Annotated in this window: 24 protein-coding genes; 8 read left to right on the top strand and 16 right to left on the bottom strand. The window is 55.2% G+C overall.

From position 1 onward, the window contains the following. Positions 1 to 100: 100 nt before the first annotated feature. Both GRI39_RS10865 and GRI39_RS10860 read left to right on the top strand, forming a co-directional pair. Positions 101 to 850 carry an electron transfer flavoprotein subunit beta/FixA family protein gene (locus GRI39_RS10865; protein ID WP_160739701.1) on the top strand — a complete coding sequence of 250 codons (750 nt, stop codon included), beginning with the start codon at positions 101 to 103 and terminating at the stop codon, positions 848 to 850. Further along, the gene (locus tag GRI39_RS10860; protein ID WP_160739700.1) at positions 847 to 1782 is read left to right on the top strand and encodes an electron transfer flavoprotein subunit alpha/FixB family protein; all 936 of its coding nucleotides are present in this window, start codon (positions 847 to 849) and stop codon (positions 1780 to 1782) included. Before GRI39_RS10865 ends, GRI39_RS10860 begins: the two co-directional genes overlap by 4 nt. Positions 1783 to 1841: 59 nt before the next feature. Here GRI39_RS10860 and GRI39_RS10855 read toward each other — a convergent pair whose 3' ends face one another. From GRI39_RS10855 to GRI39_RS10825, 7 genes are all read right to left on the bottom strand, one after another. After that, positions 1842 to 2375 carry a GNAT family N-acetyltransferase gene (locus GRI39_RS10855; RefSeq protein ID WP_160739699.1) on the bottom strand — a complete coding sequence of 178 codons (534 nt, stop codon included), beginning with the start codon at positions 2373 to 2375 and terminating at the stop codon, positions 1842 to 1844. Beyond that, positions 2372 to 3580, bottom strand: coding sequence for a DUF445 domain-containing protein (locus tag GRI39_RS10850; protein ID WP_160739771.1), 1209 nt, complete (start codon positions 3578 to 3580; stop codon positions 2372 to 2374). Before GRI39_RS10850 ends, GRI39_RS10855 begins: the two co-directional genes overlap by 4 nt. A 96-nt stretch (positions 3581 to 3676) precedes the next feature. Then, entirely contained in the window at positions 3677 to 6850 is a 3174-nt protein-coding gene (locus GRI39_RS10845) for an efflux RND transporter permease subunit (RefSeq protein ID WP_160739698.1), read from the bottom strand. Between the two features lie 10 nt (positions 6851 to 6860). Then, the gene (locus GRI39_RS10840; protein ID WP_160739697.1) at positions 6861 to 8051 is read right to left on the bottom strand and encodes an efflux RND transporter periplasmic adaptor subunit; all 1191 of its coding nucleotides are present in this window, start codon (positions 8049 to 8051) and stop codon (positions 6861 to 6863) included. A 242-nt stretch (positions 8052 to 8293) separates the two neighbouring features. Next, entirely contained in the window at positions 8294 to 8560 is a 267-nt protein-coding gene (locus GRI39_RS10835) for a GlsB/YeaQ/YmgE family stress response membrane protein (protein ID WP_160739696.1), read from the bottom strand. Positions 8561 to 8743: 183 nt separating this feature from the next. Next, positions 8744 to 9043, bottom strand: a complete 300-nt coding sequence (gene sciP / locus GRI39_RS10830) for a CtrA inhibitor SciP (RefSeq protein ID WP_160739695.1) — start codon at positions 9041 to 9043, stop codon at positions 8744 to 8746. Between the two features lie 112 nt (positions 9044 to 9155). Then, the gene (locus GRI39_RS10825) at positions 9156 to 9353 is read right to left on the bottom strand and encodes a hypothetical protein (protein ID WP_160739694.1); all 198 of its coding nucleotides are present in this window, start codon (positions 9351 to 9353) and stop codon (positions 9156 to 9158) included. 132 nt (positions 9354 to 9485) lie between these two features. Between GRI39_RS10825 and mnmA the strand changes: the two genes are divergently transcribed. After that, positions 9486 to 10649 (top strand): tRNA 2-thiouridine(34) synthase MnmA, encoded by a 1164-nt coding sequence (mnmA, locus tag GRI39_RS10820; protein WP_160739693.1) that lies wholly within the window; start codon positions 9486 to 9488, stop codon positions 10647 to 10649. Here mnmA and GRI39_RS10815 read toward each other — a convergent pair. Further along, entirely contained in the window at positions 10646 to 11026 is a 381-nt protein-coding gene (locus tag GRI39_RS10815; RefSeq protein WP_160739692.1) for a hypothetical protein, read from the bottom strand. The two genes, mnmA and GRI39_RS10815, sit on opposite strands and share 4 nt — an antisense overlap. A 31-nt stretch (positions 11027 to 11057) precedes the next feature. On the opposite strand from GRI39_RS10815, the gene GRI39_RS10810 reads away from it, so the two are divergent. Next, positions 11058 to 12203, top strand: a complete 1146-nt coding sequence (locus GRI39_RS10810; protein WP_246205028.1) for a serine hydrolase domain-containing protein — start codon at positions 11058 to 11060, stop codon at positions 12201 to 12203. On the opposite strand, the gene GRI39_RS10805 is transcribed toward GRI39_RS10810, so the two are convergent. The 3 genes from GRI39_RS10805 to pdxH are packed head-to-tail and all read right to left on the bottom strand — an operon-like array spanning position 12188 to position 14546. After that, complete coding sequence (locus GRI39_RS10805) at positions 12188 to 12991, bottom strand: PhzF family phenazine biosynthesis isomerase (RefSeq protein ID WP_160739691.1); 804 nt, start codon at positions 12989 to 12991, stop codon at positions 12188 to 12190. The genes GRI39_RS10810 and GRI39_RS10805 overlap by 16 nt on opposite strands. After that, positions 12988 to 13947: a cation diffusion facilitator family transporter gene (locus GRI39_RS10800; RefSeq protein ID WP_160739690.1), complete on the bottom strand. Its 960-nt coding sequence runs from the start codon at positions 13945 to 13947 to the stop codon at positions 12988 to 12990. The genes GRI39_RS10805 and GRI39_RS10800 overlap by 4 nt, the downstream gene beginning before the upstream one ends. Further along, on the bottom strand, positions 13944 to 14546 hold the full coding sequence (gene pdxH / locus GRI39_RS10795; protein ID WP_160739689.1) for a pyridoxamine 5'-phosphate oxidase: 603 nt from the start codon (positions 14544 to 14546) through the stop codon (positions 13944 to 13946). Before pdxH ends, GRI39_RS10800 begins: the two co-directional genes overlap by 4 nt. Before the next feature lie 129 nt (positions 14547 to 14675). On the opposite strand from pdxH, the gene GRI39_RS10790 reads away from it, so the two are divergent. The 4 genes from GRI39_RS10790 (at position 14676) to GRI39_RS10775 (ending at position 17989) form a co-directional block, all read left to right on the top strand. Beyond that, on the top strand, positions 14676 to 15608 hold the full coding sequence (locus GRI39_RS10790) for a DnaJ C-terminal domain-containing protein (protein WP_160739688.1): 933 nt from the start codon (positions 14676 to 14678) through the stop codon (positions 15606 to 15608). A 65-nt stretch (positions 15609 to 15673) separates the two neighbouring features. Then, positions 15674 to 16708 carry a YihY/virulence factor BrkB family protein gene (locus GRI39_RS10785; protein WP_160739687.1) on the top strand — a complete coding sequence of 345 codons (1035 nt, stop codon included), beginning with the start codon at positions 15674 to 15676 and terminating at the stop codon, positions 16706 to 16708. Further along, positions 16708 to 17514 (top strand): enoyl-ACP reductase FabI, encoded by an 807-nt coding sequence (gene fabI / locus GRI39_RS10780; RefSeq protein WP_160739686.1) that lies wholly within the window; start codon positions 16708 to 16710, stop codon positions 17512 to 17514. Before GRI39_RS10785 ends, fabI begins: the two co-directional genes overlap by 1 nt. Positions 17515 to 17593: 79 nt before the next feature. Beyond that, on the top strand, positions 17594 to 17989 hold the full coding sequence (locus GRI39_RS10775) for a GFA family protein (RefSeq protein ID WP_211371537.1): 396 nt from the start codon (positions 17594 to 17596) through the stop codon (positions 17987 to 17989). A gap of 15 nt (positions 17990 to 18004) precedes the next feature. Here GRI39_RS10775 and wecC read toward each other — a convergent pair whose 3' ends face one another. From wecC to GRI39_RS10750, 5 genes are all read right to left on the bottom strand, one after another. Further along, positions 18005 to 19279: a UDP-N-acetyl-D-mannosamine dehydrogenase gene (wecC, locus tag GRI39_RS10770; RefSeq protein WP_160739685.1), complete on the bottom strand. Its 1275-nt coding sequence runs from the start codon at positions 19277 to 19279 to the stop codon at positions 18005 to 18007. A 58-nt stretch (positions 19280 to 19337) separates the two neighbouring features. Next, positions 19338 to 20480, bottom strand: coding sequence for a non-hydrolyzing UDP-N-acetylglucosamine 2-epimerase (gene wecB, locus GRI39_RS10765; RefSeq protein ID WP_160739684.1), 1143 nt, complete (start codon positions 20478 to 20480; stop codon positions 19338 to 19340). A gap of 36 nt (positions 20481 to 20516) precedes the next feature. Next, the gene (locus GRI39_RS10760) at positions 20517 to 21104 is read right to left on the bottom strand and encodes a hypothetical protein (RefSeq protein ID WP_246205027.1); all 588 of its coding nucleotides are present in this window, start codon (positions 21102 to 21104) and stop codon (positions 20517 to 20519) included. Positions 21105 to 21209: 105 nt separating this feature from the next. After that, a complete protein-coding gene (locus tag GRI39_RS10755; protein ID WP_160739683.1) occupies positions 21210 to 21728 on the bottom strand; it encodes a demethoxyubiquinone hydroxylase family protein in 519 nt (172 codons plus the stop codon). Further along, entirely contained in the window at positions 21725 to 22174 is a 450-nt protein-coding gene (locus GRI39_RS10750; protein WP_160739767.1) for a disulfide bond formation protein B, read from the bottom strand. The genes GRI39_RS10755 and GRI39_RS10750 overlap by 4 nt, the downstream gene beginning before the upstream one ends. Positions 22175 to 22180: the final 6 nt, after the last annotated feature.

Below are 22180 nucleotides of genomic sequence, written 5' to 3'. Positions count from 1 at the left end.
GGTCGGGACATCGTGCCTCTTGACGACCAGCGTGGTCGGCGCGAAGGCGGACACATAGTAGTGAAGAGTTTTATACGAGCCGAGAGGAAGGGCTGACCCCATGAAGATCCTCGTACCCGTTAAACGGGTCATTGATTATAATGTGAAGCCTCGGGTGAAACCTGATGGCTCTGGCGTCGATATCGCCAATGTCAAAATGAGCATGAATCCGTTTGACGAGATTGCGGTGGAAGAAGCCGTGCGCCTCAAGGAAGCAGGCAAGGCTGACGAAGTGATTGCTGTCTCGATTGGCGCCCCAAAGTCCAAGGATGTGCTGCGCACCGCGCTTGCCATGGGCGCTGACCGTGCGATACTGATTCAGACCGAAGCTGAGGTGGAACCGCTCGCTGTTGCCAAAATCCTCAAAGCCGTTGCCGCAGAGGAAAATCCGCAACTCATCATCCTGGGCAAGCAAGCCATTGATGATGACAGCAACCAGACCGGCCAGATGCTGGCAGCTCTGATAGATCGCCCGCAAGGCACCTTCGCCAGCAAGGTCGAAATCGATGGCGATCACGTCACCGTCACCCGAGAAGTGGATGATGGTCTTGAAACAGTGAAGCTCGCTCTGCCTGCTATTGTAACCGCCGATCTTCGCCTCAACGAACCGCGCTATGCCTCTTTGCCGAATATCATGAAGGCCAAGAAGAAGCCGATGGATGAGAAGACGCCAGAAGATTACGGCGTTGATATTACCGCACGGCTGAAAACGCTGAAGGTTGCGGAACCGCCCGTCCGTCAGGCTGGCGAAAAGGTTGGCTCGGTCGATGAATTGGTTGCCAAGCTGAAGGCATTGGGAGTGAACGCATGACTGTCCTCGTTCTCGTTGAACATGAAGCAGGCGCGGTTAAGGACGTGACGCTTTCCACAGTCACCGCAGCCGCCAAAATCGGTGCAGTTCATGCGCTGGTCGCCGGCGAAGGTGATGAAGCCAGCAAGGCCGCCGATGCTGCAGCCAGGATCGCAGGCGTTGAAAAAGTGCTGCTGGCATCAGATGCTGCCTACGCCAAGATGCTGCCGGAAAATGTTGCTCCGCTCATCACCGGCCTGATGGATGGCTATGACGCATTCGTTGCTTCTGCCACCAGCAACGGCAAAAATATCGCACCACGCGTGGCCGCCAAGCTCGATGTGATGCAGATTTCTGATATCCTGTCGGTTGAAGGTGAGAAGACTTTCACTCGCCCGATTTACGCCGGCAATGCCATTGCAACGGTTGAATCATCGGATGCCAAGCTTGTCATCACAGTGCGCGGGACAGCGTTTGACAAAGCCGAAGCTGAAGGCGGTTCTGCCGCTATCGAAAATGCCAGCGCGGAAGGCGATTCCGGCTTATCGAGCTTCGTCGGTCTCGAAGCATCTGAGAGCGAGCGCCCCGATCTTACCAGCGCCAAGATTGTCGTATCCGGTGGCCGGGCCTTGAAGGATGCTGAAACATTCGAACAGGTCATTACGCCTTTGGCTGATAAGCTTGGTGCTGCCGTTGGCGCATCACGCGCGGCGGTCGATGCAGGCTACATCTCGAATGATTATCAGGTTGGCCAGACTGGCAAAATCGTGGCGCCCGAACTGTATATCGCTGTCGGTATTTCCGGCGCGATCCAGCATCTGGCGGGCATGAAGGATTCCAAAGTGATCGTGGCGATCAATAAGGATGAGGATGCCCCGATCTTCCAGATCGCCGATATCGGTCTGGTGGCTGATCTGTTTGAAGCCGTGCCGGAATTGACCGGGAAGCTCTAAGCTTTTCATTTATATCAAAGCAAAAGGGCGGGATAATTTCCCGCCCTTTTCATATTCGATCAATTCTTTCGCTTTGCCTCCCGATGAAAAAGCTGCGTCCTCGCCCCATCTGGAAGCTGTGCTTCCCGCATTGGCTTGAACCCCAGTTTTCCTGCAAGTTTGATCGATGCAAAATTATTTGAATCTATCATACAATTGAGCGGCAGGCCGTGCTCTTCATCGAACCAGTTAAAAATGGCGCTCATCGCCTCATGAGCATATCCCTTCCCTGCAGTATCATGCCGAAGTATCCAGCCAGCTTCCGGTAGGCCGTCCATATCCTTCCCCAGATCACGCCAGCTATAAAAAATAGCCAGCGTCCCCAGAATGTCTGAACTGCCGCGTTCACGGAGCATAAGACTACCATAACCAAACAGCATCCAACTGCCCGCATGACGCATGAAGCGTGTGACATCCTCTGCGTAAGCTTTTGGGCCGCCGATGAAACGCGCTGTTTCTTCATGCCGGGTCAGCGCAACCAATTCGTGCATGTCTCGCGCTTGCGGCTTCCATAATTCCAGCCGCTGAGTCTGCAAGAAGGGCCGTTCACTCATAACAATTGATCCAAAATGTGAATGGTAAGCCCGACCAGACCACCGACCAGCGTGCCATTGATACGGATAAATTGAAGGTCGCGCCCCACTGCGCCTTCGATCCGGTCCGAGATCGTTCTACCATTCCACCGACGCACCGTTTCCGACACGAGTTGCACGATCTTTCCGCCATGGCGCGTGGTTAAACCGACAGCTGTTCGGCGCGCAAAGCGATTGATCTGAGACTGAAGCCTCTCATCATCACGCAGGGCATGGCCCAGTTCAGCAAGGCTCCCCCCCAAATGATCCGGCAACGCCCCATTGGGGTTGCGTGCCACATCGATCATCGCCAGCCGCATTCTCTCCCAAACCCCTTCCCACCATTTTCCAACCGCAGGATTATCCGTGATCTCGCGCTTCATCCGCTCAACCTTGGCTTGCATGGCTGGGTCATGGGAAAGGTCATGGGCGAATTTTTCCAGCCCCTCTTCTAATTTCAAGCGCAAGGGATGCTGAGGGTTGATCAGAATCTCCGCCAGCATCTTGTAGAGCCCATCGACCACCGAGTTCGCTAACCGCTCATCCAGCCCCGTCCAGCGGACCAGAGCATTAGCTCGTTGACGCACCATGGATCGGACCAGTTCTTCATTCTGCTCCAGCGCAACACCTGTCCAACGGATCAGGCTCTCGATCAGGGGAAGGTGGCGCTTATCCGCAATGGCAGCCTGCAAGGCCTGCCCCAACAGTGGAGATACTTCAATTCTGTCCAATTGAGATTTGAGGCCGGCCTTCACCTGATTGCCCAACCTGTCCGGGTCCAAAGACTCGAGGATGTCTGCAAGCAATGCGCCCGCACCGGTGCGGATTCGTGAATTTTCTCCACTGCCAGGAGCGATCAGAAAATCTCCTGCCGCTCTGGCGAGATTGAAAGCGCGCATACGGCGGGCCACAACTTCCGGTGTCAGAAAGTTGGCCTGCAGGAAAGTGGCCATACTGTCAGCGATGCGATTCTTCTTCTCAGGAATAATCGCCGTATGCGGAATCGGCAGACCCAGCGGGCGGCGAAAAAGCGCTGTGACGGCGAACCAGTCCGCCAATCCACCGACCATCGCCGCTTCACTAAACGCGATAAGGTAACTCAAACCGGGATAGGCTGGCAGAAAATGACGCGCGGTGAGAAAAATGGCCGCCATCAGCAGTAGCAGCCCCGTCGCCATGATCCGCATCCGCCGGGCACGGTCTGAGATTGGCGACAAGGCTGGGGAAACCCCTTTAGAACTTCGGCGCTCGCAGGGGTTACCGGCCATGAAAATCCTTATCCGTTACTCCGCAGGATGCGTGTGGGAACCCGTGTTATCCTCGCGCTTGGGATCGTAAGTCAACAGACGTGTACGCAGCCACGGCCCTATGCGCTTTTCAAGGCCATCTGCGAGGCTGAAACCTGCCGGAACGATGAGCAGTGTCAGTAGTGTAGAAAGTAGCAGGCCGCCGATCACGACCAAACCCATCGGTGCACGCCAGGCCGAGTCGCCTGACAAGGATAAAGCGGTTGGCACCATGCCCGCAGTCATAGCAACGGTGGTCATCACGATCGGTTGGGCGCGTTTGTGGCCAGCTTCAACGATGGCATCAAACCGGTTCGCTCCCGCCGCCATTTCCTCGATTGCAAAGTCGATGAGAAGGATCGAGTTCTTTGCCACGATACCAAAAAGCATCAAAATACCGATGAAAACAGGCAGAGACAGCGGCTGACCATCTATCAGGAGAACTATAAAGCCACCTAACGGAGCCAGAAACAGCGAACTCATGTTCACAAGCGGCGATACCAGCCGGTGATAAAGCAACACCAGCACACCGAAGACCAGCAGGACGCCAGTGACCAAAGCCACCCCGAAATTGTCGATCATTTCAGTTTGGAACTTATCTTCACCAAATGGCGCGTTGGAAATGCCGGTTGGCAGTTTGCGCATGATCGGGAGATTGTTGATCCGATCCATCACCGTGCCTTTGCTGACACCCGGCGCAAGGTCGGCGCTGACAAATGTCCTGCGCTGCTGATTATAACGTTCGATGGTGGTCGGGCCGGACCCGAAACTTATGTCGGCAACGCGGCTCAAAGGCACTGAACCACCATCCGCCCTTTGCACCGGCAAATTACGGATCACCGAAATGTCTCGGCGTGCCTTTTCAGAAAGACGCACGCGAATGGGAATTTGCCGGTCAGACAGCGAGAACTTCGCGGCATTCTGATCGATATCACCCAGCGTTGCGATGCGGATGGCCTGGCTGATGACCGCAGTGGATACGCCAAGGCTGGATGCAAGATCTTCGCGCGGCTTGATAATGATTTCCGGCCGTTGAAGGTCGGCATCAATCCGTGGACTGACAGCCCCTTCCACCCCCTTCATCTGTTCCACCAGTGTGCTGGCTGCAGCTTTGAGAGCGACAGGATCTGAACCGGACAGCATAACTTGGATAGGGCGCCCGCTGCCGCCAGGGTTGTTGCCTTCAAAGTTAATCCGAGCATCCGGAATTTTCTGCAGCACCGGAGTCATTTCACGTTCAAATTCAATACTGGAACGCTTCCGATCTGCCGCAAGCGTCAGCATGATGAACGATTCCCCTTCACGAACCCGTTCAAGCACGAAATCGACTTCAGGCTGTTTACGCAGGATATTGGCAACCTTGCTGGTTACCTCACCCGTCTGCTCGATCGTCGTTCCCGGCACCATCTGAATGTTAAGACGGCTAAAATCACTATCTGTATCGGGAAAGAACTGCGTCGGCATGGAGACAGCGCATGTGAGAGTTAAGGCCAAAGCCACCATCCCGATGCCCATCATCCACATCCGGTGATCCAGGAAACGCGATTTAACGCGCGCGAAAAAGCCGACCTTCTTGTTTTCGCGCAGCCGCTTTTCGCGATATTCCTTGACCCGGCCTTCGCTCAGCGACCAGCGTAAAACGGAAAGATATACGTCCATCAAGCGGCCACCACCATGTTCCGCATGGCCGTGCGCTTTCAAGAAATAGGCCGCAACCATCGGCGTGATCATACGGGCGACCGCAAGGCTCATCAGCACCGAGACAACCACGGTGAGGCCAAAGTTCTTAAAGAACTGCCCAGCCACACCCGGCATCAGAGCAACCGGGAAGAACACGGCGACAATGGAAAATGTAGTGGCTACAACAGCCAGTCCGATTTCATCAGCCGCATCAATGGAGGCCTGATAAGCACTTTTCCCCATGCGCATGTGGCGCACGATGTTTTCAATCTCCACGATAGCATCATCGACCAGCACACCGGCCACCAGCCCCAAAGCAAGCAAGGACATCTGGTTCAGCGTAAATCCGAGCAGATCCATGAACCAGAACGTCGGGATAGCCGAAAGCGGGATCGCCATGGCGGCAATAACCGTCGCTCGCCAGTCTCGCAGGAAAAAAAACACCACGACAACCGCCAGCACAGCACCTTCGATCATAGCAGCGATCGAACTTTCATACTGTGCCTTCGTGTAATCGACGGTCGTATAAAGCCGGGTGAATTTGATGCCTGGGTTTTCTTTCTCAATCTGTTTGAGAACCTTTACGGATTCATCATAGACTGACACATCCGATGCACCCCGAGCGCGGCTGACGCCGAAGGTCACCACCTGCTTGCCATTGATCCGGCTGATGGAAGTGATTTCGCCGTATTTGTCTTGAACGGTCGCAATATCAGCCAATTTGATCGTGCGCCCGCCGCCTAGCGATATCTGGGTTTGCGACAGCTCATAGGCATCCTGCGCATTGCCCAAAACGCGAACAGATTGACGTGATCCGGCAATTTCAGCCCGGCCACCTGCTGCGTTTACGTTCAAAGACCGCAGGGTCTGATTGACCTGACTGGCCGTAACCCCAAGTGACTGCATCTTGCCCGGATCAAGGATAACAAGAATCTCTCGATCAACCCCGCCAGCACGATTGACTTCTGCCAGACCTTCGATGCTCAGCAAGCGCTTTTTGACCGTATCATCCACGAACCAGGAGAGCTGCTCCATCGTCATATCATCTGCGGATATACCGTAATAGACCAGCGTATTGTTGCTGGTTTCTACCTTGAAAACATAGGGTTCGAGAATTCCGTCAGGTAGTTCACCGCGGATCTGGTCAATCTGGTTCTTAACCTCATTAACCGCTTCATTGATATTTGTGCCAAGGTCGAACTGGATTTGGGTCTGGCTGGAGCCTTCCTGCGCTGTCGATGTGATCTGATCGACACCGTTGATCGTATTGACCGCGGCTTCCACCCGTTGGGTAATCTGATTTTCGATTTCCGTAGGAGCCGCACCGGGCAGCGAGATATTCACGATTACCAGCGGAAATTCGATATCCGGATTGTCCTGCACTTCCATGCGGGAAAAGCTCATCATACCCGCCAGCAACAGACCGGCGAACATAAGCAGCGGAACGATCGGATTCTTGATCGACCAAGCGGAGATATTGCGGAAGTTCATAGCGCCCTGCTCATTCCTTGCTGGAGGCAACCGGGCGCACGGCTTCACCTTCGGTCAGGAAGGCCCCTGCTCTCAGCACAATCTTTTCCGACCCCTTAAGGCCCGATGTGATGGCGATACCCTTTTCTGTCACCAGTCCGGTCTTAACTGCACGGCGTTCCGTTTTATTGTCCTTGCCGACAATATAGACATAGCTGCCCTTTTCATCCGAAAGGATAGCGCTTTCCGGCAACATCGGCGCGTTCACGGAACCAGCCGCAATCCGCGCTGTGGCGAAGCCACCGGGACGCAATTCCTTAGCGTAATTGAGAGCAATTCGGGCAATACCCTGTCGGTTGTTCTGATCGATGACCGGCGCGACCTGCCAGACCTGACCTTTGAATGTCTTATCTGTGCCAACAGGAGTTACTTCAGCAACAACACCGACTTTGACCGAGGCCAGATCATTTTCGCCCAGTTCGGCCAGCATTTCCATCTGCCCATCACGGGCAATATTGAACAAGACGGCGGAGCCTGCACCGACCACTTGCCCCGGTTCAACATCGCGCGTCAGCACGAGACCGGCTGCAGGAGCGGTAATATTGAGGCGGTTGTTACGGGCTAGCAATTCGCGATACTGCGCCTGGGCTACCTTTACTTGCGCAACAGCAGAATCGCGGGTTGCCGTCAGGCGGTCGATATCAGCTGTGCTGATAAAGCCCCGATCCACGAGCTTGAGGGCACGATCAAGATTCGCCTGCGCGAGTTTTGCGTCAGCCTTGGCAACATCGATCTGAGCAGCGGAGCTTGTGGCCTGTTGATTTTGGACTGAACGGTCAATCACGGCGAGCGTTTGCCCGGCCTTCACCCAGTCACCCGGTTCCACCTGAACGGAAACCACCCGGCCACCTTCTCCAACCACGCCAACGGGCATTTCACGGCGCGCAGCCAGAGTACCTGTAGCCGTGATATCATCAGCAATGGCCCCTGTTCCCGGTGTGATGACCGAAACAGCCGGAGCCTGACCATCATTGTCAGCAAAGGGGCGCTCTTCCTTGCCACCCGACAGCATCAGCCACGCAAGGATAATGATAACAACTGCAGCAATACCGCCGACAATCTTCTGACTACGAGTGAAACGCGGAGAATGCTGCTCCGCTTCCAACGTCTCTCCATTGAGGACTGGCTGTTGGTTCAGCGTATCAGTCGTTTCACTTTCCATGCGGTAATCCAAGCCCCTGCCCAATTCATTCAATCCACGCCCAACGGCTTCACCCCGCTAGTACCGAGATGTTACATCTTCCGATAGGCTGGTAACAGGGTGACAGCAATCCACCGCTCTACAAGTGACATTTGTATCCCGACGAATGTCTATATGGCCAGACTGGACATAAAAAGAGTGCGATGCGCGTTAGGCGCACCGCACTCTCATTTTGCGACCCTAAACGGGTAATCGTTCAAACTTTAGCGGACACGTCCACGCTGAATGAGATTCACAATCGCCAGAAGCACAACTGCACCAATAAAGGCGATAATCAGACCAGTCAGCGAAAAGGCCTGCACCGTGCCTTGGACACCGAGCAATGGGCCTGACAATGCATTGCCAATCAAGGAGCCTACACAGCCAACGACGATGTTCCAGAAGATGCCCATAGAGCCATCCCGGTTCATAACCATGCTTGCAAGCCAACCTGCGACACCACCGACGATAAGGGCGATAATCCAACCCATCTCAGCTTCCTCCTGTTTTACAGTCGCACGGATTGTGCGTCTCTTCCCAATTAATCGCTTATACAGGAAAGCGTTCCCCACGCGTATCTCGCTGCAATACCTATTATGTTCAGCGAGATAGGAGAACGGTAAAGAAAAGGGCCGGCAAAGCCGGCCCTGCTGAATATCGAGAAAGACAATAACTCAATATTTAAGCTGCCTTTCATAAAGATCGCGATAATGCTGTATCCGGGTGACACGCAAGCCTTGCATACCCGAACGGTCCACCGCACGCTGCCAGCTGGCGAATTCCTCCAGCGTCAGATCATAGCGTTCCAGCACTTCATCGATCGTCAGCAAACCACCATTAACAGCCGCCACGACTTCAGCCTTGCGGCGCACAACCCAGCGTTTGGTGTTGGGGTCGGGCAAATCAGCAATGGTCAACGGTTCACCTAGCGGCCCAATCACCTGTGCAGGGCGGATTTTCTGGTTCTCAATCATACTCTTCCTCAGATGCCAGACGGTTGCGCTTCAACGGCACCTCTCTTGTGCACCGTGGCCATTTGCCAATGCCTAAACCATTAAGGTTAACACAAAATTTTACATTGCAGATTTACGGTAAAACGTTGTTTTTATTGGACAAAACACTTTCATTGCCTATTTCATTCTGCTCAAGGTGCCAATTGCGGAACGCTCTTATTTTAGCGAAGCTCTCTACAAGAAGCGCCCAGGACACCTGACGCAACCCTGCACTATGCGTGTCATCCAGGGGCTGGGCCTTGTCATCATCAGGTGGTGCTCTGTCCTTCATGGTGACACACTTAAGCCTCTAAATCTCAATAAGCGGTAAAGCCTGAGCCCTAGATTATGACGGCTTCTCATTGATTAATCGGGTGAATCGGCAAAATTTGCGGGACTCATCGTTCAGGTGTAAGGGCAGCCGATGACTGCTTCCCCTATCGCTGACTTGCCTTTTGCGCCGGATTCGCTGTTCGATCTGCCACGCCCTGCCAAAGAGTGTCGGATTGTCGTGGCCATGTCTGGCGGCGTTGATTCTTCCGTTGTTGCAGCCCTTGCTGCTGCAAGCGGAGCAGAAGTGATCGGCATTACGCTGCAGCTCTATGATTATGGTGCTGCCACGGGGCGCAAGGGTGCATGTTGTGCAGGTGACGATATTCGCGATGCCCGCGCAGTGGCCGACCGGCTTGGCATTGCGCATTATGTCTTCGACCATGAAAGCTCATTCCGCGAAGAAGTGGTGGAGCGTTTTGCCGATGATTATCTGGCAGGCCGCACCCCCATTCCCTGCATTCGCTGCAATATGGGGCCGAAATTCACCGATCTTCTGCGAATGGCAAAGGAATTGGGCGCGGATTGCCTCGCCACGGGACATTATGTTCGCCGGATTGAAAGTTCCCAGGGGGTAGAACTTCATCGGGCGCTCGATCCGGCGCGCGATCAGTCATATTTCCTTTATGGCACCACCGAAAAGCAGCTCGAATTCTTGCGCTTTCCGCTTGGTGGACTGCCCAAGCAGGATGTTCGCAAGATTGCGGAAGCCTTCGGCCTGCGCGTGGCGGACAAGCCGGACAGTCAGGACATTTGTTTCGTGCCCGATGGTGATTATGCCAAGATCGTCCGCTCAGTTCGCCCCGAAGGCGGGCGTGAGGGCGCGATTGTACATGCCGAGACCGGTGAAGAACTGGGCCGTCATGCAGGCGTTATTCATTACACCGTTGGCCAGCGCCGGGGGCTGGACATCGGCGGCCAGCCAGAACCGCTGTATGTTATCGCGCTCGACGCTGAAAAAGCTCAGGTCTTGGTCGGACCGAAGCGACTGTTGGCTGTAGCCAGCGCCACAATCAGCGAAACCAACCGTATCGGCTCCCTGCCAGATGCACCACTCTCGGCCAAGGTTCGCTCCCTTTCCAAGCCGGTTCCAGTGGTGTTGGAAGGGCAGTTCGGGGATGGCGGCGCCATCACGCTGAAATTTGCTTCACCTGAATTCGGAGTCGCCCCGGGTCAGGCTGCAGTGATTTATGCCGGGGACCGTGTGGTTGGTGGTGGTTGGATCGAAGAAACCGACAGACTCGCGATTCCTGCTTAATTTTTCCATGATTCCAGAACGCAGCCATAGCCTTCACGATAGGTTGCAGTCTGGCTCGCGACCAGCGGGACATAGGCGGTAACGCTGCGATCATGCTCATCTGTGCTGGTGAAGACAAAATCGCTCCCATCGGCGAGCTGCGATGCGCAATCGCCAGCCTCCCGCCCAGCCAGAAAACGGCACGAACAGGTGAGGTGCGCACTATAGGAAGTTCCAGCCTGGGCAGCTTCACGTACCGGAGCCCAATAGACGAATAGCAGTCCGCCAACTGCCAGAATGACAACCAAAGCAATCTGGACCCATGGGATGCGGGGCCGGGGCGCTGTGCCATCACGTCTGATGCGGGTTGAAGTTTGGGAGCTTTTCGAATTTGCCATCTGGGTTCGCATGAAGGAAGAGGGGCGCGTCATGATGCGCCTTACCTGCCCTACCCCTCGCTCGCTCCGCCTGCCAGCCCTCGCAGCGATTTTCCTGTCGCTCGCGGCCTGTTCCTCAGTGGAAGAAACCGGCCCTCCACCTGTGCCGGCAGAAGTCATGGATACGGTGGCCCAAAACCCCGGCGTAAACCGCGAAAAGCTCGCTCGGGCGACAGATGCCCTGTTTACTCGTGATGATCTGGGCGAAACACAAGCATTGATCGTCATGCATGGCGGCAAGATCGTCGCTGAGCGCTATGCCAATGGCTATAATGCGAACACCAAATTCCTCGGCTGGTCGATGTCGAAAAGCGTGGTCGGCGTGATGATCGGCATGATGATTGCCGAAGGGCGGTTGGCGCTCGATGATTCGCCGCCGATTCCTCACTGGGAGCGCCCCGGCGACCCACGCGGCGAAATCACCGTTCGGCAATTGCTGCAAATGCGCTCTGGCCTCCGGCACAATGAAACAGATGATCCGCCCTATCATTCCGACACGGTGCGGATGCTTCTGCTTGATGGACGGGATGATATGGCCGCCTGGGCTGAGGCGGAACCGCTGGAATTTAATCCGGGGCAGATATTTGAATATTCCACCCCCAGCGTGGTGATATTGTCAGATACGATCGCGCGTATTCTTGCCCCACATGGGTCAGCAGAACAACGGCGTGAGGCAGTGGACCGCTTTTTGAAAAGTCGTCTCGCAGCCCCCTTGGGGATGGACACGCTGACAGCCGAATATGACGCCTCGGGCACGATGGTCGGTGGGACCCTCCTGTGGGCCAGCGCCAGCGACTGGGGACGATTTGGCGAATTCATGCGCAATGGCGGTTCGGTGAAGGGCGTTCAGGTCGTGCCGCGTGGATGGATCGAGTTCATGCGCCGCCCCAGCCCACGCGCGGCTGATTATGGTGCCCTGATCTGGCTGAACCGACCGACCGAAAGCGGCCGTAATGAGATGTTTGCCAAACGCGGGCCTGCTGATGCATTCGCTGCGATTGGTCATCTGGGCCAATTCGTCATCGTCGTTCCAAGCGAGAAACTGACGGTGGTGAGGCTTGGAAAGACTCAAGATTCCGAGCGCCCTGCCTTGGCACAAGCATTGGCCGATATCGTCCAGCTTTATTCAGGCAAGTAAAAGCGCCCTTCCACCACGGTCACGCAAGGCCCACCCAGCCATACTCTTTCATCATCCAACCGGCATGTGAGGTCACCGCCACGGCGTGAGGCCTGGTGGGCGGTGAAGCTAGTGCGCCCCAATCGCTTAGCCCAGAAAGGTGCGAGCACCGCATGGGCAGAACCGGTCACGCTGTCTTCATTCACCCCCGCGCCGGGCACGAATACCCGGCTGACCACATCGCAAGCATCCCCCGGTGCGGTGCAAATGAACTGATGATCACCCAAAGTGGCTAAAGCCCGAAAATCAGGCGTTAAGGCGCGGATGTCCTGTTCACTATCAAACAGGAAAATGTTGTAGCGGTCGGAATTGCGCCACACTTGGCGCACCTGCCCACCCAGAAGTTCAGATGCTTCAGCCCATTCTTGCGGTTCAGTGTGAATAGCTGGCAGGGCAAGCTCATACAGATCACCGTCCCCGCGCTGCAAAGACAGCAAACCCGCCTTGCGCGTCGAGAAGGTCACTCTCTGCAAGTCAGAATCGCGCGACAGCAGAACATGGCCAGATGCCAAAGTGGCATGGCCACAGAGCCTGATTTCACATTCTGGGGTGAACCAGCGCAATTCCCAATCGGCAGCGCCGCTATCATCCTTCACCAGAAAGGCGGTTTCCGCGAAATTATTTTCCGCACCAATCGCCTGCAAAACACTGTCTGCAGGCCAATGGTCGAGAATCATGACCGCAGCCTGATTCCCGCCAAAGGCCCGATCAGCAAAGGCATCGACATGCCAATAGGGAATCGCGTTCACGAATTGCCTCCATCGTTCTGCCGGTCTGGCAGCAATTCCTCAGCCTGAAGACCGTCTCCTTCGAGCCGTCCCTCCGGGTCGGGATGAATCAGCACCTCGACGCCAGGAAATTCCTTCTCAATTTTCGCTTCGATTTCGTCCATCACCCGGTGGGCTTCAGCGACACTCATTTGCCCATCCACAGCGGCATGGAATTGCACGAAATCATGCGTACCGCTCGTACGGGTGCGTAAGTCGTGCACACCACGCAATTCAGGATGCAGCGCCAGAACATCAAGAAATTGCTGCCGCTTTTTTTCCGGCCATTCCCGGTCCATCAGATGGTCAATCGCGTTGGTTGAAGCGTGGTAAGCGCCCCATCCCAGCCAAAGGGCAATGGCAAGGCCGAAAATAGGATCAGCCAGCGCGAAACCTGCATATTGATCGAGCAACAGAGCCGCGATTACACCGCAATTAAGATAAAGGTCTGACTGATAGTGGACATGGTCGGCATGGATGGCGACCGACTGAGTACGCTTGAGCACATGCCTTTGCCACGCCAACAGTGCGAAAGTCGCTGCAATAGCAATCAGCGATACCACCACGCCATCGCCAGCCGCATTTGTGCGCCCGCCTTCGAGAAATTGTTCCACCGCGCGAACGCCCAGGCCCACCGCTGATATGGAAATCAGCACCACCTGAAACATGGCCGCAATCGCTTCCGCCTTGCCATGTCCAAAACGGTGATCCTCATCCGCAGGCTGCGCGGCGATCCACACACCTACAAGGGTGGCAATACTGGCAATGAGATCAAGCGAGCTATCGGCAAGGCTCCCCAGCATGGCGGTCGAATCCGTGCGCCAGGCCGCCCAGATTTTCAGACCCACCAGCAGCAACGCCACCGTAATCGATGCGCCAGCAGCGCTGGTGGTCAGCCTTGCGCGGATGTCCGCTTCTGTTCTGGCGGATTCACTCATGGATAGAGCAATGTGCTGGACCACCCATTCCCATCACGGGTGAAGCGGCGGCGTTCATGCAAACGATTCGGGCGGTCGATCCAGAATTCCATAGCTGTTGGACGGAGCCGAAAGCCTGTCCAATGTGCAGGACGTGGGACATCTTGACCGGCAAAACGCTCTTCCAGCGCATCCACCCGGTCAAGATAGGTCTGTCGCCTGTCAAGCGGGCGCGATTGATCCGATGCGGCCGAACCGATCTGCGAAACATGGGGACGGCTGTGAAAATAGGCATCCGCCATATCTGCGCTCACTTCGCTCAACCCGCCTTCAATCCGAATCTGGCGACGCAGGGATTTCCAGTGAAACAGCAGCGCTGCCTGCGGATTGGCGAGGATTTCTCCACCTTTGCGACTTTGCACATTGGTGTAGAAAATGAATCCGTCACGGTCATGGCCTTTGAGCAGCACCATGCGTACCGATGGCGCGCCATCCGGAGTTGCCGTTGCCAGAGCCATGGCGTTTGAATCATTAGGCTCACTCTTGCGGGCTTCGGCAAACCAGTTCTCGAAAAGGTCGAAAGGGTTGCTCTCAGGGATAGCATCCTGTTCGAGGTCCATGTTCCATGCTCCACTTGGCGATAGATCTGCCAGTTTTAGACTTTTACGTGTCTGTGCTCTATCGATTGCTTGTGAAAGAGGGAAGTGTTCTGCTTGCGCTGAGGCATTGCATTACCTAGCTAACACACCATGGCAGCAGATCCCTATACCACTCTCGGCGTTGCACGTTCAGCAAGCGAAAAGGATATCAAATCCGCCTATCGCAAGCTGGCGAAGGAACTCCACCCCGATCACAACAAAGATAACCCCAAAGCTTCAGAACGCTTTTCTCAGGTGACACAGGCTTACGACTTGCTGTCTGACAAAGAAAAGCGCGCCCAGTTTGATCGGGGCGAAATTGATGCAGACGGAAATCCTACCATGCCTTTTGGCATGGGGGGCGGGGGAAGAAATTCTGGCGGTTTTCGCGCTGGCTCGCAAGGTTTTGGCGGTCATGACACAGGCTTTGCCCAAGAGGATCTCGGAGATATTTTCGAAGGTCTTTTCGGGGGTGGCCGGGCTGGCATGGGCGGCGCGCGCAATTTCAACCGTCGCCCCCCACCCAAGGGGGCCAATGTCCAATATCGGCTGAAAGTGCCTTTCGTGGACGCCGCTACCCTTTCCCCGCAGCGGATCACTTTGAGCGATGGTAAAACGATTGATTTGAAGCTCCCTGCCGGAGTCGAAAATGGCACGCAGATGCGCCTCTCCGGCAAGGGTGAGCCAGGGCCGGGTGGCGCAGGCGATGCGCTGGTCACCATCGAAGTGCAGTCCCACGCCTTTTTCGAACGCGATGGCGACCATGTCCGGCTTGATCTGCCAATTACACTGAACGAAGCGATCCATGGCGCGAAGGTTAAAGTTCCCACCGTCGATGGGGCAGTGATGCTGACCGTGGCGGCGGGTTCTGATTCTGGCAAAGTCCTGCGCCTGCGCGGTAAAGGCTTCTCCAAAAAGAACGGCGAACGCGGCGATCAATTCGTCAGGCTGGAGATTCACCTGCCCGATGATCTTGCTACTCTCACCGAAAAGCTGGCGGACTGGCAGGATTCTGGAAACCCCCGCAGCGCTCTGGGCGTTTAATCGGTGTGTCCCCTGGTCCCGCTTCATTGCGGGACCATCCTTTATGAAGCGGCAGAAACGGACCGATGGCACCACCCAGCATCCAGATAGATGACGAGGCCGGACCTCCGCTCCCTGATTTTTCGCCAGAAGCCCGCCGCCGTGCAGCCTTGCGCCAGCAAGGGTTCCCACCACAAACGCGCCGGCAAAGAGCGCTCAGCTCCCGCACCTTTGAAGTCACCAAGCGCGTCTTGGTCGGCACTTATACTGATGGCTTCATCCATGCAGGTAATCTGGCTTATATGGCCATGCTGGCGATCTTCCCCTTCTTCATCACCGGTGCGGCGATCTTCGCGCTGATTGGCGAGGATGGCGAACGTATGGCGTCAATCAATGCCGTGCTTTATGCGTTACCCCCCGTCGTCGCCAATGTGATCGAACCGGTCGCGCGCAGCGTGGTGGAGAGTCGCAGCGGATGGTTCCTCTGGGTGGGCGGATTGTTCGGCCTTTGGACCGTGGGCAGCCTCATCGAAACCATCCGTGATCTTTTACGCCGTGCCTATGGCACAAAAGCCACAGCGGCCTTCTGGAAGTATCGCCTGCTATCGACCGGAATTATTATCGGGGCGGTTGTCCTGTTGATGACATCACTCGTGCTTCAGGTGCTGATCGGGGCCGCTCAGGAAGTGATCGACGCCTTCATGCCACAGCTCAGCACATGGCTCGGGAGACTAGCCTATTCGCGGGTTGTGCCGGCATTCGGCCTCTTCCTGTCCATCTACCTGTTGTTCTATACGCTGACACCTGCTGCCTATCGCCATCGCCGCTACCCCAAATGGCCGGGTGTCTTGCTGGTCACACTATGGTGGATGTTGGTCACACTCTTTTTACCGCCTCTTCTGCGTAGTGTTTTCAGCTATGATCTGACCTATGGTTCTTTGGCCGGGATGATGATCGCGCTTTTCTTTTTCTGGCTGGTCGGCTTAGGGATGGTGATGGGTGCGGAATTAAATGCGGCTCTGGCAGAAACGCCGGAAGAAGCTGACTGGATTGGTCAGTCGGATGACCGAATTCGCACAAACAGATCTAAAGATATTGAGACTACGGAGGAAACACTTTGATGAGCGGTCTTATGGAGGGCAAGCGCGGCTTGATCATGGGCCTGGCGAATGACAAATCGCTGGCGTGGGGTATTGCGCAGAAACTACATGAACAAGGCGCCGAACTGGCCTTCTCCTATCAGGGTGACGCGCTGCTAAAGCGGGTGAAGCCTTTGGCAGAAAGCCTTGGCTCAGATCTGCTGATCGAATGCGATGTTGCAGATATGGGCAAGCTTGATGCGGCCTTTGATGCGTTGAAAGAACGTTGGGACAGTCTCGACTTCGTCGTTCACGCGATCGGATTTTCCGACAAGAATGAATTGCGCGGAAAATATGTCGATACCAGCCTCGACAATTTCCTGATGACGATGAACATTTCGGCCTACAGCCTTGTTGCTGTCACCAAGCGTGCAGTTGAAATGATGCCGGAAAGTGGCGGCTCTATTCTCACCCTCACCTATTACGGGGCGGAAAAAGTGGTGCCGCATTACAATGTCATGGGTGTTGCCAAAGCTGCATTGGAAACCAGCGTTCAATATCTGGCAAATGATCTTGGCCCGCGCAATATTCGCGTAAATGCGATTTCTGCCGGACCGATTAAAACACTTGCCGCCAGTGGGATTGGCGACTTCCGCTATATCCTCAAATGGAACGAGTTGAACTCCCCACTCCGTCGCAATGTCACCATTGACGATGTGGGCGGTGCAGGTCTCTATCTCGTGTCTGATCTGTCGTCTGGTGTCACGGGTGAAGTGCATCACGTTGATGCCGGCTATCATGTTGTCGGCATGAAGCAGGAAGACGCTCCGGATATCGCCTTGGGCTAATTGGCTCACAGCCGCCGTTTTCGCTTTCCCTCTTGTTTTGTTCTCTTTATGTTCAAATGATTAAACAGGGAGAATCATAATGCAAAGCGGCGGCTGCCAATGCGGTTCAGTGCGGTATCAGGTTGAAGGCGTAATTGAACGCAACAGCCTGTGCCATTGCCATGATTGCCAGGCATCATCCGGTGCACCGATGGTCGCCTGGACGGCTGTGCATGAAGGTCAGTTCCAGCTGCTCGAAGGCGAGCCTACGCTTTACGAAGGCCGGGATGGCGCAAGGCGTGCATTCTGTCCCAAATGTGGCACTGGCCTGTTTTACCGTAACGCGGTCGCGCTGCCCGGCATTGTTGATATTCAAACCGTGACGTTTGATCTGGCCAATCAACTCCAACCGACCGCACAAGTCCAATGCGCTGAACGGTTGGAATGGGTGAAAACACTGGACACTTTGCCCACCTTTGACCGCTACCCCGGCTAGTTCACCAATATAAGATCAGGGGTTTTTCGGCTGGTCGGGCCAGATACCGCGCGTGTCATACACCAGCTTATCGGCCCGTTCTGCGAGCGGAACCGATTTGAACACATCATGGTCCACCAGCACGATCAAAATCCCGCAATCTTCCAGCGCAGTATCAATATCGATACCGACGGCGCCTGTACCATCAAATTCACGCGGTAATTCAGCGGCATAGGGTTCGACAATGTGAATCTGCTCGCCAAACTTGCGGGCGAGGCTGGCTGCCACCAGACGCGCCGGGCTTTCGCGGAAATCATCGATATTGGCTTTGAAAGCGAGACCAAGACAGGCCACACCCATACTTGGGTGGGCTTCCACCAGTTCGGATGCCCGCGCGATGACGTGATGAATCTTGGCGTCATTCACTTCGCGCGCATTGCGAATCAACGGCGTCAATTCAGGCGCACCATGTACGATGAACCACGGATCGACCGCGATACAATGCCCACCCACACCGGGGCCAGGTTGCAAAATATTGACCCGTGGATGCCGATTGGCGAGGCGAATAACCTCCCACACATCCATCCCCATAGAATCCGCCACCATGGAGAGTTCATTGGCAAAAGCGATATTCACATCGCGAAAGGCATTTTCGACCAGCTTGGTCATTTCGGCTGAGCGTGAATCCGTGGTGACACAGGTTCCGCGCACGAATCTTTTATAAAAAGCCAAAGCCTTACGAGCACAGCGCGGGGTTATTCCCCCGATCGAACGGTCATTATGAGTCAGTTCTTCCAGAATCCGGCCTGGGAGCACCCGCTCAGGACAATAGGAGATCGACACATCCGGGGTGCCACTTGTGAGACCAGGCATTGCAAGATCGGTCCGTAATTCAGACAGGAGATCTCGCATCGCCTCGGTCGTGCCAACAGGCGATGTGGACTCAAGAATAATCGCATCACCCGCCTTCAGAACTTTGGCGACAGAGCGCGTTGCTTCGAGCACATAGGAAATATCGGGCGTGTGCTGCCCATCTTTGAGGAACGGCGTCGGCACGGCGATCACGAAGACATCTGCGGGCGCCACATCAAGCGAGGCTTTCAAAAGCCCGCGCGCAACAACCCCTTGCACCAACCCATCCAGATCGACTTCCTCAATATGGATTTCGCCACGATTGATTGTGTCAACAACATGTTGGGACACATCGGTACCAATAACCTGCATCCCTGCGCGAGCGATAATTGCTGCCGTTGGCAGGCCGATGTAACCAAGACCGATAACACTGACTTTGGGTTGCTCTGTGCCCCGCATGGATCGCCTTTCTAAATTTATAGCTTCCGCTTAGTGGCAAAAGGTGAATCAAGCGTAATTAGGCTGGTGCTCCACCAGCGTTTTCAGCCAGAAGATCAGCCACTCTCAAAGCCGTTTTGCCATCACCAAACGGATTGTGCGATTTTGCCATGGCGGCGTAGGCTGCTTTATCATCAAGCAAGCGTGTCGCTTCAGCTACGATCGTGTCGGCATCCGTCCCGACAAGCTTGGCAGTGCCAGCCATCACACCTTCAGGCCGCTCCGTCGTTTCACGCATCACCAGAACGGGTTTGCCCAAGGCCGGTGCTTCTTCCTGCACCCCGCCACTATCGGTGAGGATCAGTGTCGAAATATCAAGCAAACGGGCAAAATGGGGGTAGTCCAGCGGTTCAATCAGCGCGACATTGACAAGATTGCCCAGCGCATCATCCATCACTTTGCGAACATTGGGATTGGGATGAACCGGAAAAATCATCGCCACATCGTCGCGTTGCGCAAGGCGGCGCACGGCATCGGCAATGGCTTCCAGCCCGCCGCCGAAATTCTCCCGCCGGTGGCTGGTAACGCCAATGATCCGCTTTCCGGCAAAGCGCTGCTCCAACTGAGCAAGGCCGGAAGCCAATTCCGGCTCTCGTTCAATCTTCGCCGTGATCCAATGAAGCGCATCGATCACACTATTGCCGGTGACATGTATGGTTGCAGGATCGACATTCTCACGGCGCAGCGCCTCAGCAGAAGTTTCCGTAGGGGCAAAATGAAGCGCGGTAATCGTGCCAATCATTTTGCGGTTAACCTCTTCAGGCCATGGGTGATAGATATTGCCAGAGCGCAGACCCGCTTCGAGATGCGCCACCGGAATTTTGCGATAATAAGCAGCCAGCGCACCAGACATCGCGGTTGCCGTATCACCTTGAACCAAAACCCAATCCGGCTTTTCTTCATCCATTACTTTGCCAAGGCCGATGAGGAGATTGGCGGTGAGTGCATCGAGCGTTTGATCGGGCTGCATCACAGCCAGATCATGATCGGGTTTGATGCTGGAAATTTCCAGTACCTGATCCAGAATCGCGCGATGCTGCCCGCTCACACACACCCGTGAAGTAAAGCGTGGGTCGGCTTCCAAAGCATGAATCACCGGAAACATCTTGATGGCTTCCGGCCGCGTGCCAAAGACTGTGAGAATCACTTTAGGGCTGTTCATAGAGCCTGACCCTATCGTGCTTTTCTTAAAGCCGCTTTACTTCTTTGAACTCGGGTCAGGCAGAGCCGCATCGGCAGCGCTTGATTGATCATCACTGCCAGCTTCCTGCGCCTTGCGCTGGCGTTCAAGATATTCTTTCTCGATTTCCTCAACCCGGCTTTGTGTGGCGGCTGCTTCTTCATCAATATCGGACAGGCGCTTGGCGCGCTCTTCCTCGATCAACTGACTAAAGTGCACCGATGGCCCAGCGCGCTTCTCTGCATAGGCTGCATCAATCAACTTCTGTGTGCAGCCAAGGTCTCCGCCTCCCCCCACAGGGGTACAAGACAAGGCACCAAAATCACCGACCGTTTCAAAGGACCGCACCCGGTCCGTCCAGCTATCATTCGCTGGATTATCGCTCTGCCTCAGAGCTTCTGGAATGCGGTAGCGTTCGCTTTCATCCATGCGGGCACAGACTGTGATCGTACCATCTTCCGATTTCGGGCATGGGTCATCGCCATAAACGATGACTTGATTGACCTTCTCACCGGCCTGATCCTGCGCAAAAGCAGGTGCCGGGATGCAGGCAACACCCACAAGCATCAGTCCTGGCGTTACAAATGCAGCAATCTGGCGTTTCATCGCATGTCCTTCCAAGGGAATACTCCCCACATCATCAGCATGGTTTTAGGGACCACAGCCCGTGAATATCAACTGAAGCAAGCAAAAACGCTTACAGCGTCCCGGTTAAATCTTTTCAGACAAACGGATCGCGGCACGGCACCCCAACCGGATCGCACCATAAAGTAACGGAAAGGCTGGGGCTTCTTCTGCACCTGCTGCCAGAGCGGCTTCCCGGTGTTCACGCTCTTCATCCCGAAAATCTTCTACCAGCGCGCTCAACTCAGGATCGTCGCCGGCCTGATCCAAATCAGCAAGCTGCTGGGTATAGTGAAGGTCGATCTCTTCTTCGATCGCAGCGGTGCACGCCATCGCTGCTTTTGGCCCGATCAGAGCCGTCGCAGCACCTAAAGCGAAACCCGCCACAGACCAGATGGGCTGCAAAGCGGTGGGTCTGACCCCACGCTGGGCTATCAATGCATCAAACGCCTTGCGATGCCGTTCTTCCTGCAAAGCCATGCCGCGGATTTCGGTTGAATAGGGAGCGCGATCCCCCATTACGGCCAATTGCCCGGCATAGATGCGTGTCGCACCATACTCGCCCGCCTGATCCACCCGGATCATCGATGAACGGTCAGGTTTCATATGCGGCGCTTTCCTTTCAAGAGAACCGCTATGACTATAGCGCTCAAGGTGGAAATAAGGAAATTCCATCCAGCAAGGGAAATGCCAAACAGGCTCCATTGCACTTCATCACAGCGGATTAGTGGCGCATTCAAAATAGCCATCAATGGATCTTGTCCGCCACTTGCAAGGGTAGAGCAGGTGGTAAAACCTTCCCACCAACCATATTCAACCCCGGCATGAAAACCGCCAATCAGGCCGGATATTAATATCGCAAACGCCGACAGCCCGATCCAGAGACGCTTGGGTGCTGCAACGGTGGAAAGCAGGGCAAAGCCCAGAGCAGCAAAATGGCCATAACGCTGCCACCAGCACATTTCGCATGGATAGAGGCCAAAGCCATATTCGCTGATATAAGCCCCAAGCAGCAGCAAAGCAGGGATACTAATCGCCAACCACTGCGCCATCCTGTT

Origin of the sequence: Altericroceibacterium indicum, assembly GCF_009828105.1 — a bacterium.
Lineage (GTDB): Bacteria > Pseudomonadota > Alphaproteobacteria > Sphingomonadales > Sphingomonadaceae > Altericroceibacterium > Altericroceibacterium indicum.
Note: the sequence above shows the minus strand (reverse complement) of the source record. Positions and strands in the feature narration are given on the sequence as shown.

Bases quoted from the DNA above. Each gene is read 5' to 3' on its own strand.
- GRI39_RS10815 (WP_160739692.1), bottom strand. From the start codon at position 11,026: ATGGCAAATTCGAAAAGCTCCCAAACTTCAACCCGCATCAGACGTGAT.
- GRI39_RS10755 (WP_160739683.1), bottom strand. From the start codon at position 21,728: ATGAAACCTGACCGTTCATCGATGATCCGGGTGGATCAGGCGGGCGAG.
- GRI39_RS10760 (WP_246205027.1), bottom strand. From the start codon at position 21,104: ATGAAACGCCAGATTGCTGCATTTGTAACGCCAGGACTGATGCTTGTG.
- GRI39_RS10750 (WP_160739767.1), bottom strand. From the start codon at position 22,174: ATGGCGCAGTGGTTGGCGATTAGTATCCCTGCTTTGCTGCTGCTTGGG.
- GRI39_RS10800 (WP_160739690.1), bottom strand. From the start codon at position 13,947: ATGAGTGAATCCGCCAGAACAGAAGCGGACATCCGCGCAAGGCTGACC.
- wecC (WP_160739685.1), bottom strand. From the start codon at position 19,279: ATGCGGGGCACAGAGCAACCCAAAGTCAGTGTTATCGGTCTTGGTTAC.
- GRI39_RS10840 (WP_160739697.1), bottom strand. From the start codon at position 8,051: ATGGAAAGTGAAACGACTGATACGCTGAACCAACAGCCAGTCCTCAAT.
- pdxH (WP_160739689.1), bottom strand. From the start codon at position 14,546: ATGGACCTCGAACAGGATGCTATCCCTGAGAGCAACCCTTTCGACCTT.
- GRI39_RS10845 (WP_160739698.1), bottom strand. From the start codon at position 6,850: ATGAACTTCCGCAATATCTCCGCTTGGTCGATCAAGAATCCGATCGTT.
- GRI39_RS10835 (WP_160739696.1), bottom strand. From the start codon at position 8,560: ATGGGTTGGATTATCGCCCTTATCGTCGGTGGTGTCGCAGGTTGGCTT.
- sciP (WP_160739695.1), bottom strand. From the start codon at position 9,043: ATGATTGAGAACCAGAAAATCCGCCCTGCACAGGTGATTGGGCCGCTA.
- GRI39_RS10825 (WP_160739694.1), bottom strand. From the start codon at position 9,353: ATGAAGGACAGAGCACCACCTGATGATGACAAGGCCCAGCCCCTGGAT.
- GRI39_RS10855 (WP_160739699.1), bottom strand. From the start codon at position 2,375: ATGAGTGAACGGCCCTTCTTGCAGACTCAGCGGCTGGAATTATGGAAG.
- GRI39_RS10865 (WP_160739701.1), top strand. From the start codon at position 101: ATGAAGATCCTCGTACCCGTTAAACGGGTCATTGATTATAATGTGAAG.
- GRI39_RS10790 (WP_160739688.1), top strand. From the start codon at position 14,676: ATGGCAGCAGATCCCTATACCACTCTCGGCGTTGCACGTTCAGCAAGC.
- GRI39_RS10850 (WP_160739771.1), bottom strand. From the start codon at position 3,580: ATGCGGATCATGGCGACGGGGCTGCTACTGCTGATGGCGGCCATTTTT.
- GRI39_RS10775 (WP_211371537.1), top strand. From the start codon at position 17,594: ATGCAAAGCGGCGGCTGCCAATGCGGTTCAGTGCGGTATCAGGTTGAA.
- fabI (WP_160739686.1), top strand. From the start codon at position 16,708: ATGAGCGGTCTTATGGAGGGCAAGCGCGGCTTGATCATGGGCCTGGCG.
- GRI39_RS10810 (WP_246205028.1), top strand. From the start codon at position 11,058: ATGATGCGCCTTACCTGCCCTACCCCTCGCTCGCTCCGCCTGCCAGCC.
- mnmA (WP_160739693.1), top strand. From the start codon at position 9,486: ATGACTGCTTCCCCTATCGCTGACTTGCCTTTTGCGCCGGATTCGCTG.
- wecB (WP_160739684.1), bottom strand. From the start codon at position 20,480: ATGAACAGCCCTAAAGTGATTCTCACAGTCTTTGGCACGCGGCCGGAA.
- GRI39_RS10860 (WP_160739700.1), top strand. From the start codon at position 847: ATGACTGTCCTCGTTCTCGTTGAACATGAAGCAGGCGCGGTTAAGGAC.
- GRI39_RS10785 (WP_160739687.1), top strand. From the start codon at position 15,674: ATGGCACCACCCAGCATCCAGATAGATGACGAGGCCGGACCTCCGCTC.